This is a genomic window from Chryseobacterium sp. SG20098 (genome assembly GCF_031844745.1).
In the GTDB taxonomy this organism is placed as follows: Bacteria; Bacteroidota; Bacteroidia; order Flavobacteriales; family Weeksellaceae; genus Chryseobacterium; species Chryseobacterium cucumeris.
On sequence record NZ_CP134622.1, the window covers coordinates 4,297,577 to 4,311,749 of the forward strand.

A 14,173-nucleotide genomic window follows, 5' to 3' on the forward strand; every position below is an offset into this window, starting at 1 on the left:
AGAAAAGCTCTATCTCTAGAGCTTTTCTATTATTTCGTTGACAATGTCTTCCGGTTCTCTGGAATCTGTCCCTACAGTGAATTGTGCTTTGCTGTAAAATTGATTTCTTTCAAATAAATGCTTGGCAATGAATTCCGGCAGGTCTTCATCGGATATATTGGCAATTAATGGCCTTTTTTCTTTCTGTTTTGAAAGTCTTTCCACCAATGTCCCAACTCCTGTTCTTAAAAAAATACTCTTGGAGTTATGATTAATAATCTCCATATTATTATAATATACAGGAGTTCCTCCACCAAGGCTTAAGACAACATTTTCTTCAGAAGCCAATATCTCTTCAAGCGCCTCTCTTTCCAGTTTTCTAAAGTAAATTTCTCCCTTTTTCTCGAAAATTTCAGGGATGGTTAATTTATTTCTTCTGGAAATCTCTTTATCAAGATCAATTAATTTAAAATCTATTTTTTCGCTTAATATTTTGGAAATGTGAGATTTGCCACTTCCCATGTATCCGATCAATGAAATTACCATGAAATTTTTTTTAACAAATTTGCGAAAAAGTTTTGAGATAAAGAAAAAAGTCATATCTTTGCACCACTTAAAACAAGGGACATTACTTAAATAAAAACTTGTTGCACAAGTGGCCGACTCGGTAGCTCAGCTGGTAGAGCAATACACTTTTAATGTATGGGTCCTGGGTTCGAATCCCAGCCGGGTCACTAGCAATAAAAATTACTGGATTTGTAATTTTATTGCCTGCGTGGTGAAATTGGTAGACACGCCATCTTGAGGGGGTGGTTTCCTAAGGATGTGCTGGTTCGAGTCCAGTCGCAGGCACTGCAAAGAAAATTTTATAATTAATATTGAAATTTATTTCATTTTAATTGTGGCCGACTCGGTAGCTCAGCTGGTAGAGCAATACACTTTTAATGTATGGGTCCTGGGTTCGAATCCCAGCCGGGTCACAAGTTTACTGAAAAGTAAATTTTTTTCATATTAATATTTTGTGATTTGGTGTTTCAAAGGCTTCCTTCAGGAGGCCTTTGATTTTTGTATGAACTCAAGTCTAAACTTCATCTCGTTTTGTTTTTTTGTATTTAATAATAATCCCCAGCTGAAATAGCCAGGGATACTATATTTTAATAGATAAAGATTAATCCAGATGTATGTTGTCAATTAATCTTACTCCATCTACTACAACTACGATGAAGGCTCTGAAATTCCTGTCTTTATAGAAAAAATCTGTCTCCTGTAATGTATTTTCATCAGCAATCAGAAAGTATTCAAGCTTCATACCCTTCTGATCATCAAAAATATCAGCTACTCTTTCCTTGATTTCCGGGATACTGACAGTTCTGAACCAGTCGTTTACTTTTTTTAAAGTCTCATAAATTACTTTAGAAGCTTCTTTTCGGTCTTCATGAAGTCTCTGGTTTCTTGAGCTCAGTGCCAGTCCGTTTTCTGCCCTGTAAATAGGAACTCCGGTTATTTTAACGGGAAGATGTTTTTTCTCCACCATTTTTTTAATAATAGCAAGCTGCTGAAAATCTTTTTCACCAAAATAAGCATTATCAGGCTGTACCTGTCTGAAAAGCTCTTCTACAACAGTTCCTACTCCGTTGAAATGTCCCGGTCTGGATTTGCCTTCCATTTCATTTTCCAGTCCGTCAAAATCATACGACTGGCTTTCAGCTTTTTCAGGGTAAATATCTGCTACCTCTGGGATGTAGACAGCGTCTACAAGGCCTGAATTCTGAAGAATAAGGATATCTCTGTTAACATCTCTTGGGTATTTTTCAAGATCCTCAGGATTGTTGAACTGAGTTGGATTTACAAAAATTGAAGAAATGACAAGATCATTTTCTTTTCTTGCCTCTTCATACAGAGAAAGATGGCCATTGTGCAGGGCACCCATAGTAGGGGCAAAGCCAATTCTTTTTCCCATTTCTTTCTGTCTTTCAATGAAATCCTGAAGGACTTTTCTGTTTTTTAGAACTTCCATAGTTTATTTTAATACTATTTCAAAAATACTAAAAATATCGCATAATAATATGTACTTTTAATAATTTGAAAAAGGGAATTTTCGTAAAAAAATGTTAATTAAAATAATGTTGGATGTTTTTTTGTAATTTTGCACATTAAAGCATTTTTACAAAAATTAGATAGAAAGTTTATGCCGAATCAAAAAATACTGTACATTACTACAGAGATGTATCCATATCAGGAAGATACAAATATGGCTGCAGTGGTAAACAAAATGGCACTTAAGATGCACCAAGAAGGCAATGATGTAAGAGTTTTTATGCCAAGATTTGGACAAATAAGTGAGAGAAAGTTCCAGCTTCATGAAGTAATCCGTCTTTCAGGGATGAATATTATTATCAATGATCTGGACCAGCCTCTAATCATTAAAGTAGCGTCTCTTCCGGGGGAAAGACTTCAGGTTTACTTTATTGACAATGAAGAATACTTCAAAAGAAAACAATATTATTTCGACGATGAAGGAACCCCTTTCGAAGATAATGATGAAAGAGCTATTTTCTTTGCCAGAGGAGTTATTGAAACCATTAAGAAACTAAACTGGGTGCCGGACGTTATCCATTTAAATGGATGGATGTCTTCTTTTGTTCCAATTTATCTTAAAACTTACTACGAATCCGATACTTATTTCAAAGACGCAAAAATTGTACTTTCTCTTTACAATGAGAAAGATGCTGACCTGGACAAAAAGATCGATGAAAAGTTACAGTTTGATAATATTTCGGGATTAAAAGCGTTAGATAACCCAACTATTAAAAGTTTTGTTATCGAAAGTATGAACTATGTAGATGCCGTTGTAAAAGGTGACGAGTTTCTGGATGAAGACCTGGATAAGGCTTTCAATGAAACAGCAACCCAGAAATCGGAATATCTGGACGTAGATTCTATAAATCAACTTTATTAAAAACACATTTTTAATGACTCATAATCTTAAAAAGACCTTCGCCATGCTTGTATTGGCGATATTTGGAAGTGCATTCCTTTATAATTGTGAACCGGATCCGGATTCTCTTGGTGAGCAGCTGTTTAATGGTGATGCAGCACAGGGCAATGAAATTGCCTACCCTGTTATTGCATACAATTATGATAACAACGATTCAATCAGAAGTGATGCTTCAAGACTAATCAGTGGGTTGAGTGAATCAGGTGTTACTACAAATGTTGCTGTTCTTGGAGCCTTTACTGAACCCCAGTTTGGAATGCAAAGAGCATCTTATGTTACCCAGCTGAGAATGCCAACGGATAATTTTGACTTCAACGGCGCAAATCCAAAAGTAGATTCAGTAGTCCTTGTAGTAAGACCTCCTGCAAATACAGCTTCGAATACTTACTTCTTTGAAGGTGATTCATTAAGAACAAATACATATACAAAAACAGATTTCCCAGTAGACGGAGTAGCTACGGAAGTTTCCATTGAGAAAAAAACTTATCCTGTTCGTAAATACGGTAAAATAGGGGGGGCTTCAAAATCAATGAAAATCAATGTACACGAAGTAACTACGTTCTTAGATACAAACGATGATAGTTTCAAACGTTCTAATAAACCCATAAGTACTGGTGAACTACTTGGATCAGGGGTATTTGACGGTAACATCAGTTCTACATCTATCACTAAAAAATCAGACAACTCAGTTGTATTTACTGGAAACTTAGGATTCAGAATGAAATTGAGTAATACAGACTTTTTCCAGACTCATATTCTTGATAAAAAAGGAAAACCTGAGCTTCAGGATGCTGCTAACTTTATCAGATATTTTAAAGGAATAAAAATTTCTGTGGATGAAACGGATAAATATCTTTACCAGTTCTCTCCTAATGATTTACAGCTTATCATGTATTATAAATATGATAAGACGGATAACGGAACAACAACAAGACCGCAGACAACACTTAGTTTCAACTTAGGAGGTGCTAATGCACATCTCGGACTGTATGAATATAACAGAACCGGATCTGCTGTTAAAGACGCAGTGGACAAAAGTAATTCTGATCAGGGGGATGCCAGACTTTTTGTTCAGGGAATGGGTGGTCCTTCTGTGATAGTAAAAGTTGAGGATAAGACTATTAATGAACTTAAGGAAAAGTTAATCACAAATAAAGCAGGTATTGTAAGTGCTAAAATCAGAATCTATCTTGATGCTTCAACATGGAAAAATACAGGTTCTACTGAAGACCGCAGGTTTACGCTTTTAACCAATACATTAGATGCTAATGGTAAAATTGATTACAAAAAACTGGCATTCACTTCAGATCTGACAAACGGGCTCGGATTGTATTACTTTAAAGATAAACCTGAACCAGGTTATTATGATTTTGTAGTAACAAAAACAGTCAAAGATCTTGTGGAAGGGAAGAAAGAAACAGTAGATGGAACTGAACAGCCAATTGTTAATAAACCGTTAGTGATTACTGCAGGAACATTTGCTGCCAATGCTACAGGAACTCTTTTAGGAGTTCGTAATACAACAAGAGCATTTGATATGAACAGAATTATTCTTACAGGAGTAGATAAAACAAATACGAATCCGAAGAGAATCCAGCTAATGGTGACTTACGGAACGAAAAAATAGAACACGATAACAAACAACACTAGACAAAATAAAATATGTGCGGAATAGTAGGATATACGGGTTTTCAAGACGCTTATGAAATTGTAATTAATGGTCTTAGAAGATTGGAATATAGAGGATATGACAGTGCCGGAATTGTTTTAGAAGGACCAGATAACAAGCTGGAAGTAGAAAAAACAAAAGGTAAAGTTGAGGATTTGGTGAATATTTCAAAAGAACTAAAAGGAACGTCTAAAATTGGAATGGGACATACCCGTTGGGCTACCCACGGAGTTCCTAGTGACAGAAATTCCCACCCGCACTTGTCAAACAACGGAAAAATTGCAATTGTACATAATGGTATTATTGAAAACTATGATACCATTAAAACAATGCTTACTGAAAAAGGATTTACTTTCAAATCCGAAACAGATACAGAAGTACTGGTAAACCTTATCCAGTATTTTATGGATCTTAATCCGGATATAGACTTCCCCACTGCAGTGCGATATGCATTGAATGAGGTATATGGTGCCTATGCAATTACGGTACTTCATGAAGATTATCCTGGAGTATTGGTAGTAGGAAGATTAGGGTCTCCTTTAGCAATCGGAATCGGAGATAAAGAATATTTTATTGCATCTGATGCTTCCCCTTTCGTAGAATTTACAAAAGAAGCTATATATCTTGAAGAAGGACATATGGCAACAATCTCTCTGGAAAACGGAGTAGATATCAGAACTATCAATGAAAACTCTAAGATTAAGCCGGAAATTCAGGAGCTTAAATTAAGTCTTGAACAAATTGAGAAAGGAGGATACGAGCATTTCATGCTTAAAGAAATCTTTGAACAGCCTAAATCTGTACATGATACCATGAGAGGTAGGCTTCTTGTAGATGAGGGAGTAATTAAAATGGCTGGAATCTGGGATCATGTTGAGAGATTCAAAAATGCTAACAGAATTATTATCATTGCTTGTGGTACTTCATGGCATGCAGGTCTTATCGGAGAATATCTGATAGAAGAGTATGCAAGAATTCCTGTGGAAGTAGAATATGCATCAGAGTTCAGATACAGAAACCCGATCATTACAGATAAAGATGTGGTGATTGCTATTTCTCAGTCTGGAGAAACTGCCGATACAATGGCTGCTTTAAAATTAGCTAAAGAAAAAGGTGCATTTATATATGGTATATGTAATGTTGTAGATTCTTCAATTGCAAGAATTACAGATGCCGGTTCATATACCCATGCTGGTCCGGAAATCGGGGTTGCTTCTACTAAAGCATTTACGGCGCAGCTTACCATTCTTAGTTTAATTGCACTTAAATTAGGAAAACACAACGGAAACTTAGGAAACGCTGAGTTTATGAGCTTAATTGCTGAGCTTGATGCTATGCCTAAGAAAATTGAAGAAGTGTTGAATGCTACCCATGAGCTTACGCAGAATATTGCAAAAGATTTTGTGAAAGCGACCAATTTCCTTTACCTGGGAAGAGGATACAATTATCCTGCAGCCTTAGAAGGAGCATTAAAATTAAAAGAAATTTCTTATATCCATGCGGAAGGATACCCGGCTGCAGAAATGAAGCACGGTCCAATTGCCCTGATCGACGAAAATATGCCAATTGTAATTATAGCACCTAGAAAAGGCCACTATGATAAAATTGTAAGTAATGTTCAGGAAATTAAAGCGAGAAAAGGAAAAATTATCGCTGTAGTTAATAAAGGAGACCGTCAGGTGAGTGAAATGGCAGATTATGTTATTGAAATCCCTGAAACTTCAGAATGTTTCTCTCCAATCGTTGCTTCTGTACCTCTGCAACTGCTTGCTTATTATATTGCAGTATATAGAGGAGCCAACGTAGATCAACCGAGAAACCTTGCAAAATCTGTTACCGTGGAATAAAAAGTTGTTGTAAATAAAATAAATTTAGATTTCTTCCGTTATTTCAAAAAAAATCTTAAAAGTTTCTTAAAAAAATTATATATTTACGGCTTAATTATAAAAATTAACATGAAAAGGATATTTCTTTTATTATTGTCTGCGTCGGTAGCATCGGTATCTTGTTCAGGTGGTGGCAGCTCTTCTGTGGGGAAGCCAGGAACAAAAGGAGAATTGATACCAAGAGAAAAAACTAAATCATTTGTTGCGGAAAGACCATACGGAATGGTTGCAATTCCTGCAGGTTCGTTTGTTGCTGGTTTAGCAGACCAGGATCCGACAAATACTCCTGAAAAAGCAGCATTGAAGACAGTTACTGTTTCTTCTTTCTTCATGGATGAAGCAGAAACTACCAACTCAGAGTACAGAGTATTTATCAATTATGTAAGAGACTCTATCGCAAGAACTTTACTAGCCGAAGCTGCCGGAGAAGGTGGTGATGAAGGCGGACGTAAAGGAGCAAGCATAGGAGATTATGCGTACCTTGCTAAAAAAGAAGAAAATTTAACACCTTATCAAGAATATATGGAAGGCCAGGGCGGCCGTGAAGACGGAAGTTATGATGCCAGCAAAAGATTAGATTGGAAAATCCCTTTACACTGGAGTACATCAAAATATCCGGATGTAGAATACGCAGAAGTTTTAGAATCTATGTATCTGCCTTCTTCTTCAAGAATTGGAAACGAAAGAATTTTAGATGTAAGCAAGCTGAAATATACTTACCGTTGGGGAGATATGGATGCTGCGCTTGCTGATAACGAAAGAGGAGCTAACTACCTGAAAAGCGAAAGTATTGCGATCTATCCTGATACTACAGTTTGGGTAAAAGATTTCCACTTTGCTTATAATGAGCCATTGTTTGAACAGTATTTCTGGCACAAGGCTTACAAAGACTATCCTGTTGTTGGGGTTACCTGGGATCAGGCAAGGGCTTATTGTAACTTCAGATCTAAATTGAAAACAGATTACAACGAAAGTTTAAAAAGAAAAAAACAAAGACCATTGCAGTTCCGTCTTCCTACAGAAATCGAATGGGAATATGCTGCAAGAGGTGGAATGCAGAATGCGACTTACCCTTGGGGTGGTCCATATTTAATGGATGACAGAGGTTGCTACTTGGCTAACTTTAAGCCGAAGAGAGGTAACTACATGGAAGACGAGAAAAAAGGTACTTATACATATACAGCTCCAGTTAAGAAATTTAAGAAAAATGGGTTTGGGTTATTTGATATGGCTGGAAACGTTTCTGAGTGGACAGAATCTGCGTATAACAATTCTTCATACGGATTTTCTTCTACATTAAATCCTTCTACTAAAGATAAAAAGGATACAAAGAAATCTGTAAGAGGTGGATCTTGGAAAGATATAGGTTATGCACTAATGACAGGTGCTAGAGATTGGGAAAGAAAAGATTCCGCAAGAAGCTATATCGGATTCAGAACTGTACAGGATATTCCTGAAGCAGCTGTTAAACCAAGAAGAGTTAACAGAAATTAATCAGACAATTTTTCAATAACAATTTTATTTAACATTAAAAAAACTAACTCAATATGTTTAAGACTAAAGATGCTTGGATGAATTTCTTTTATTCATTCGGTGCTGCAATTGTAATTCTTGGAGCTTGGCTTAAAATTACTCACATTACCTTGGGACCTATTAACGGTAACATTGCTCTTACCGTTGGACTTATCACTGAGGCGATTATCTTTATCATCTTTGCATTTGACCCTCCAAAAACTGAAGAGTCTTATGCTTGGGAGAATGTTTATCCTGAGTTATTAGATAAACATGCTAATCCAAATCCTTTACACTCTAATGTAACAACTAAAAATACAGGAGCTCAATTTGCTGAATTAGAAAATTCTCTTTCTAACAAATTGGATAAAATGCTTGAAGATGCCAGATTAGACGTTCAATTATTTGAAAGATTAAGAACAGGAATTGATAAATTCTCAAACTCTGTTGATCAGATCAATCAAACTGTAGACGTATCTGCTTCTACTCATAAATATAACGACCAATTAAATAAAGCAGCTCAGCACATGGAAAGCATGAATGCTCTTTATGCAATGCAGCTTGAAAGCGGTAAGAGACAATCTGAATTTGCTAACAAGTATGTTGCAGATATGCAGAAATCTGCAGAGCAATCTGAGAAATTCAACCAAGAGCTACAAGGTTTAACATCTAATCTTAATAACTTAAATAGAGTTTATGGTGGTATGCTAACTGCTATGAAGTCTTAATTCCTAACCATTTCTAAATTTAACTACTTAATCAAAAAACAAAGAAAAGAGAATGGCACAAGGAAAACAGACCCCTCGTCAGAAGATGATCAACCTAATGTATTTGGTGTTCATCGCGATGATGGCCCTAAATATTGATGCAGAAATCATCAGATCATACTATGACTCTACCAGAGCATTGAATGAAACCAGAACTTTAACAGAAAAAAAGAACGAGAAGATTTTCGAAAGAACGTTGGAAGCTAAAGCCCAGCAAGTTCCGGATACCTATGCACAGCCTTGGGCTCAGTACAAAGTATTGAAAACCAAAATTGATGCATTGGTGAAATCTGCTCAGGATATTAAAGATTTGTTGAAAAAGCAATCTGAGTTTCACGACAAAGATCCTCAAACAGGAAAAGATATTGATGTAAGTGAAAACTTCGCTGCATTGAACAATAATGAAGCAACTACTGAATATTTCTTCAAAGAAGGAGATGAAAATACTCCATCTAAGAATGCATTAGACCTGAAAGCTAAAATTGATGACGTAAGAAACTACATCAATGCTACCTTCGGAAACAATGCTCAGTTGCAGGATTTAGTCGCAAGAGCTAACAAGTCTCTTATTGCAGAGTATCCGAAAGGAACGTCTCCAAATGAAAAGACTTGGTTCCAGAATAAATTTTATCATCAGCCGCTAATTGCTGCAATATCTAACCTGGAGATTATCCAAAATGATGCCAGAAACGTTCAGTCTGATGCATTGGCATTATTACTTCAGGAAAAAGTAGATGCGAGTATTAAGTTCTCAAGCTACGAGCCTATCGTTTCAGGTCCAATTGATATTCAGGCAGGAAAACAGGCTGAAGTAAAAGTAATGCTAGGTACTTATTCTAACAGCAATAAGATCAGTATTTCTGGAGTAAGTAAAGTAGAAAATGGTAAAGGTTCTATCGCAATTTCAGGTTCTGGAATTGGTGAACATAAATTGGGAGGTACTATTACGTTAACGGATGCTTCTGGTAAACCACAATCTTTCCCTTGGACTCATACTTATAATGTAATTGCAGGACCAAGAGAAGTAAAACTTGAAAAAGGTTTATTACTTGCTGCAGACAAAATGAATGTAATGTACAGAGGGCTTGAGAACCCTGTTTCAGGATCAATCTTAGGTGCTGACAATTCTAAACTTTCATTATCTGCTCCGGGTGCATCTGTAAGAAGTACAGGTCCAGGTAAATGGAGTGTGAAACCAACTTCAGGTAATGTTGTTAAATTAACATTATCAGGAATTGATCCTTATGGAAAATCAGTATCTCAGGTATTTGAATACAGAATTAAGAACGTTCCGCCTCCAAGAGGAGAAATGAGAGGACAGAATGTATTGTCTATGCCGGCAACTTCTATTCCTAACCAGTCTGTTCAGGCAGCAATTCCTGACTTTGATTTCCCTGTTTCATTTACAGTAACTCAGTTTATGGTGAGAGTACCGGGTAGAGCAGCGCTTCTTGTTCATGGTAACTCTCTGGATGAAGCAGCAGGTTTAGTGAAGAATCTGAGAACAGGAGATGTGGTTTCTATCTTTGATATTAAAGCAACAGCTCAAGGTCTTGACGGTCAGATTATTAAAAACATTACTCCTATAATCATTAATGTTCAATAGGACTAAAATTGTAATTTATTATGAAAAAATATATTAGCACCCTTTTAGTATTAGTTTCGGGATTTGCTTTTTCCCAGACTATTCTGAACGCATCTTCTCCGGAAGAGTTCAGACAGATGAGAGCAGAAAACAAACAGAAAGTTGGTGATACTATTGTAGATAAAACAGTAAAACCTCTTGAATATGGTTTTGTTGAAGACAAAGATATCCTTAAGAGTATGTTTGTGTGGGAGATCATTGATATGAATGATAAGATCAACCAACCATTCTACTACGATAATCCGGATGGTCTTCTTGCTACCCCTACAAGATCTCTATACCAACTATTATTGGATGCTGCCTTGAGCGGTAAGATTGAGCAGGTATATGACGATGAAAACTTTACTGTAAAACTTTCTCCGGAAGGAATTCAGAAGAGATTGGAAAAAGTAATCATCAATGATGCTGCTATTGATATCTTAAACTCTGGAAGACAGCTTACAGAAGCAGAAAAGAAACAGTATACTGATGTATTTAAGACGACTACTGATAAAGTAAAAGTTCTTAAAATCATGGGTATGTGGTTTATTGATAAGAGAGATGGACAAATGAAATACAGACCTCTTGGTATTGCTGCAATGGGACCAGATCCTGCAGTGCAGGGAGTTATTGGTCCGGATGGTAAGCCTATTGCAAGTAATGATGAGCTTATTGATCTTTTCTGGATCTACTACCCAAGTGCTCGTGATATCTTAGCAAACAATTTTGTTTTCAATAGAAAAAATTCATCTGCTGACTTATCTTTCGATGATGTTATCAATGCAAGAAGATTCTCTTCTATCATTTATAAATCTTCGGCTGGTTTAGGAGACGGTACTATTAAGGATTATATTCCTAAAAATGCCGATGAACAACTGGAAGAAAGCGATAGAATCAAAGCGCAGATTCTTGAAATGGAAAATGATATGTGGAATTACTAGATTTCACTTGATATTTATAGAAAACCTGAGTATTTTTACTCAGGTTTTTTTATTATGAGAAATGTAGATTATATTATTGTAGGAGACGGATATGCAGGGCTTTTCTTAGCTCATCAGCTGATCAAAAATAACAAGTCTTTTGTGATCTTTACGGAAGGAAGAAAAAGCGCTTCTCAGGTTTCAGCAGGAATTATCAATCCTGTTGTTCTAAAGAAGTTTACCACATTCTGGAAAGCACAGGAGCAAATAGATTTTCTTAAAGACAGTCTTAAAGAAATAGAATCATATACAGGGGAAAACTATCTGATCAATGCTCCTATTCACAGAATTTTTCATGATGAAAATGAACAGAATTTATGGCTGAAAAAATCAGCAAATGAAGAATTATCAAATTTTCTTGATCAAAATTTTGATCGTTTAAATGTAGTAAAAAACGACTTTCTTACCGGAAAGGTGAATCAGTCTGCAAGACTCAACGTTAATGGATTTTTCAGTGGTTTATTTAATTATTTTGAAAAAAATGATCATCTGGTCAAAGAAAAATTCGATTATTCAAATTTGAATCCATTTGAATCGGTATATAAAGATTTTACTTTCAAAAATATGATCTTCTGTGAAGGGATGGGGGTGAAGGATAATCCGTATTTTTCAGAGATTACAGTAAACCCGAACAAAGGTCACCACATAAAAGTGAAACTTTCTCAACCGATTCCGGAAAATATAACCATTAAAAAGAAACACTTCTTATTTCCAACCGGAAACGAATTATATTTTTATGGAGGAACTTATGACAGAGAGCAGCTTCATCATCATATTGACGAATCAGCAGTTGCCCAACTGGTAAAAGGACTTTCAGAATTTTATCCCTATGATTTTGAAGTAGAAGAAGTGCATTTTGGATTCCGCCCGACCGTGAAAGACAGAAGACCAATCATCGGAAGACATGATACCTTCAGTAATCTTTATGTTTTTAATGGACTTGGAGCCCGTGGGATTCTTAATGGGTGCTATTTTTCAAGAGATCTGTTCCGTTTTATGGAAGAAGATATTCCATTGCATGAAGAAGTTTCGTGGAAGAGATTTCAATAGTGTATCTTAGAGTTGGTATTCAAAGTGAAAATTTATGAATGAAAATATATTAGGTTTAGTGGCCGGAGTTCTTACTTCCGTTTCAATGATTCCACAACTTATAAAGGTAATCAGAGAAAAGAATGTAGAAGACATTTCTTTACTCATGCTCCTGGTTCTGATTTCAGGACTCTCTTTATGGGTATGGTATGGCTTTGAAAAAGACGAACTCCCTATTATTATATCAAATGCATTTGCGGTTCTGGTGAATATCAGCCTTTTGATCTGCTACATAAGGTACAACAACAAAAAATAGAAATGTCAATATAAAAAATACGCCTCATCATGATGAGGCGTATTTTATTTTTATTTAAGTGAGATTCAATTACTGAAGAACAAATTTAGCTAAAGGAGCCATCCTTGCTTTGTTTAAAGTAAGCGTATTTCCATTTACAGAGTAATTGTCTGCTGCAAGAATTGCTTTGGTAAATTGATTTTCAATATCAAGATCCTCACAAGCCATCATCGTAGACATTCCCTGATTGAACTTAATTCTCATTATCTCAGGTTTGATCTCAAAAGTTCCTCCCAAACCATTACATCCGGCATGTCCCTGATATCTCATACCATCCATTTCAAGTTTAAAATAAGGATTGTTTTTAGGATTTTTCAGTTCAATCGGCTTCCCGTTAAGTTCTGTAAGTTTCCATGTTTTTCCTGTAATATCAGTAGTTGCTTTTTGAGCATTTTGTGTTTTACATGAAACAACTAAAAATGTTGCGATAACAAGTGCCGATACATAATAATATAAACTTTTCATAATGTTTATTTTTTTAATTTGAATTGCTAATCCCTATGCTAATACGATGCCATTTTTGCAGGACCAGACTCTTTTTTTGCCTGTTTAAGATGAAACAGGACCATATCAACATTCTTTTTCAGGAAAGTGATATTCCCTTTAATATCAGAATATTGATATTCTTCATTGGAGGCAGTATATTCAGGTAAAACATCACTTTTTTTAAGGTCAAAAGTTTTGCCGTTTAAATGTATTGTTGCTGTATTTTTGGTGTTATTGATGGTAACTTCTATTTTTTCTCCATAGCTGTCAACATACACATTTTTTGAAATGTCATCTGTATTTTCTGGAGTAACAGCAGTAATGATTTCAGCTTCTTTTCCGGGATGTTTACACGCTGTTAGGGAAATAATGGTCAATCCGAAAAGGACTGGTAATAATAATTTTTTCATAGTGATAAGTGATTTTAAAGTGTTTCATGAATTATGATGTTAATGCTATATAAATTTACAAATATTTTTAATAAATATATGTTAATTTTTCATAAACTAACAGAAAGTTAAAGTTTTACATGATTTAACTCACTGTTTTTGGAAACAAAATTCACAAAACGGAAACTAATAATTATTGTCGAAAGTAAGGGTAACCGTTGTTAATTCAGGCTTTTTAACGAATTTGTTTTCAGTAGTATAATGTTGATTTTTTTCATTTTTCATTTGTTGTGTTAATTTTCGGCAAAAATAATTCAAAAAGAAAAGAGTAACAATAAGTTAATGTTAATAATTCTCATTCATGATAAAGTTTAGGTTTGACTAATGAAATTTTCAAAGTAGAGTACTATGCCACCTAAAATGTTCAAAAATGCAACAACTTTAAAATTAAAATTTCCTTAAATGCAAAAAAATGGCTTGATATTTGAGAATTGAAACT

The 14,173-nt window shown here is 35.3% G+C and carries 13 protein-coding genes and 3 tRNA genes; 12 read left to right on the top strand and 4 right to left on the bottom strand.

The window, feature by feature from the left end; all coding sequences use genetic code 11:
• Window positions 1-15 precede the first annotated feature (15 nt).
• A complete protein-coding gene (locus RHP76_RS19790; RefSeq protein WP_311228864.1) occupies window positions 16-525 on the bottom strand; it encodes a shikimate kinase in 510 nt (169 codons plus the stop codon).
• Between the two features lie 115 nt (window positions 526-640).
• On the opposite strand from RHP76_RS19790, the gene RHP76_RS19795 reads away from it, so the two are divergent.
• The 3 genes from RHP76_RS19795 (at window position 641) to RHP76_RS19805 (ending at window position 959) form a co-directional block, all read left to right on the top strand.
• Window positions 641-713 (top strand) — tRNA-Lys (locus RHP76_RS19795).
• Window positions 714-748: 35 nt separating this feature from the next.
• Window positions 749-831, top strand: a tRNA-Leu gene (locus RHP76_RS19800).
• 55 nt (window positions 832-886) lie between these two features.
• Window positions 887-959 (top strand) — tRNA-Lys (locus RHP76_RS19805).
• Window positions 960-1,147: 188 nt separating this feature from the next.
• On the opposite strand, the gene panC is transcribed toward RHP76_RS19805, so the two are convergent.
• Entirely contained in the window at window positions 1,148-1,996 is an 849-nt protein-coding gene (gene panC / locus RHP76_RS19810) for a pantoate--beta-alanine ligase (RefSeq protein WP_062675475.1), read from the bottom strand.
• Between the two features lie 171 nt (window positions 1,997-2,167).
• Here panC and RHP76_RS19815 point away from each other — a divergent pair, with 171 nt between their 5' ends.
• From RHP76_RS19815 to RHP76_RS19855, 9 genes are all read left to right on the top strand, one after another.
• Complete coding sequence (locus tag RHP76_RS19815; protein WP_311228865.1) at window positions 2,168-2,938, top strand: glycogen/starch synthase; 771 nt, start codon at window positions 2,168-2,170, stop codon at window positions 2,936-2,938.
• A gap of 13 nt (window positions 2,939-2,951) precedes the next feature.
• On the top strand, window positions 2,952-4,604 hold the full coding sequence (locus tag RHP76_RS19820; protein WP_311228866.1) for a DUF4270 family protein: 1,653 nt from the start codon (window positions 2,952-2,954) through the stop codon (window positions 4,602-4,604).
• Between the two features lie 35 nt (window positions 4,605-4,639).
• Complete coding sequence (glmS, locus tag RHP76_RS19825; RefSeq protein WP_311228867.1) at window positions 4,640-6,493, top strand: glutamine--fructose-6-phosphate transaminase (isomerizing); 1,854 nt, start codon at window positions 4,640-4,642, stop codon at window positions 6,491-6,493.
• A 108-nt stretch (window positions 6,494-6,601) separates the two neighbouring features.
• Window positions 6,602-8,026, top strand: coding sequence for a T9SS ring complex lipoprotein PorK/GldK (gene gldK, locus RHP76_RS19830; protein ID WP_311228868.1), 1,425 nt, complete (start codon window positions 6,602-6,604; stop codon window positions 8,024-8,026).
• Between the two features lie 53 nt (window positions 8,027-8,079).
• Entirely contained in the window at window positions 8,080-8,772 is a 693-nt protein-coding gene (gldL, locus tag RHP76_RS19835) for a type IX secretion system motor protein PorL/GldL (RefSeq protein ID WP_062675471.1), read from the top strand.
• 52 nt (window positions 8,773-8,824) lie between these two features.
• Window positions 8,825-10,417 carry a type IX secretion system motor protein PorM/GldM gene (locus tag RHP76_RS19840; protein WP_062675470.1) on the top strand — a complete coding sequence of 531 codons (1,593 nt, stop codon included), beginning with the start codon at window positions 8,825-8,827 and terminating at the stop codon, window positions 10,415-10,417.
• Window positions 10,418-10,437: 20 nt separating this feature from the next.
• Window positions 10,438-11,376 (top strand): type IX secretion system ring subunit PorN/GldN, encoded by a 939-nt coding sequence (gene gldN / locus RHP76_RS19845; protein ID WP_062675469.1) that lies wholly within the window; start codon window positions 10,438-10,440, stop codon window positions 11,374-11,376.
• A gap of 54 nt (window positions 11,377-11,430) precedes the next feature.
• Complete coding sequence (locus RHP76_RS19850) at window positions 11,431-12,465, top strand: NAD(P)/FAD-dependent oxidoreductase (protein ID WP_311228869.1); 1,035 nt, start codon at window positions 11,431-11,433, stop codon at window positions 12,463-12,465.
• Window positions 12,466-12,499: 34 nt separating this feature from the next.
• Complete coding sequence (locus tag RHP76_RS19855; protein WP_123278893.1) at window positions 12,500-12,760, top strand: SWEET family sugar transporter; 261 nt, start codon at window positions 12,500-12,502, stop codon at window positions 12,758-12,760.
• A gap of 69 nt (window positions 12,761-12,829) precedes the next feature.
• On the opposite strand, the gene RHP76_RS19860 is transcribed toward RHP76_RS19855, so the two are convergent.
• Window positions 12,830-13,264, bottom strand: a complete 435-nt coding sequence (locus RHP76_RS19860; RefSeq protein ID WP_062675466.1) for an META domain-containing protein — start codon at window positions 13,262-13,264, stop codon at window positions 12,830-12,832.
• A gap of 38 nt (window positions 13,265-13,302) precedes the next feature.
• Window positions 13,303-13,695: a multicopper oxidase domain-containing protein gene (locus RHP76_RS19865; RefSeq protein WP_311228870.1), complete on the bottom strand. Its 393-nt coding sequence runs from the start codon at window positions 13,693-13,695 to the stop codon at window positions 13,303-13,305.
• Window positions 13,696-14,173: the final 478 nt, after the last annotated feature.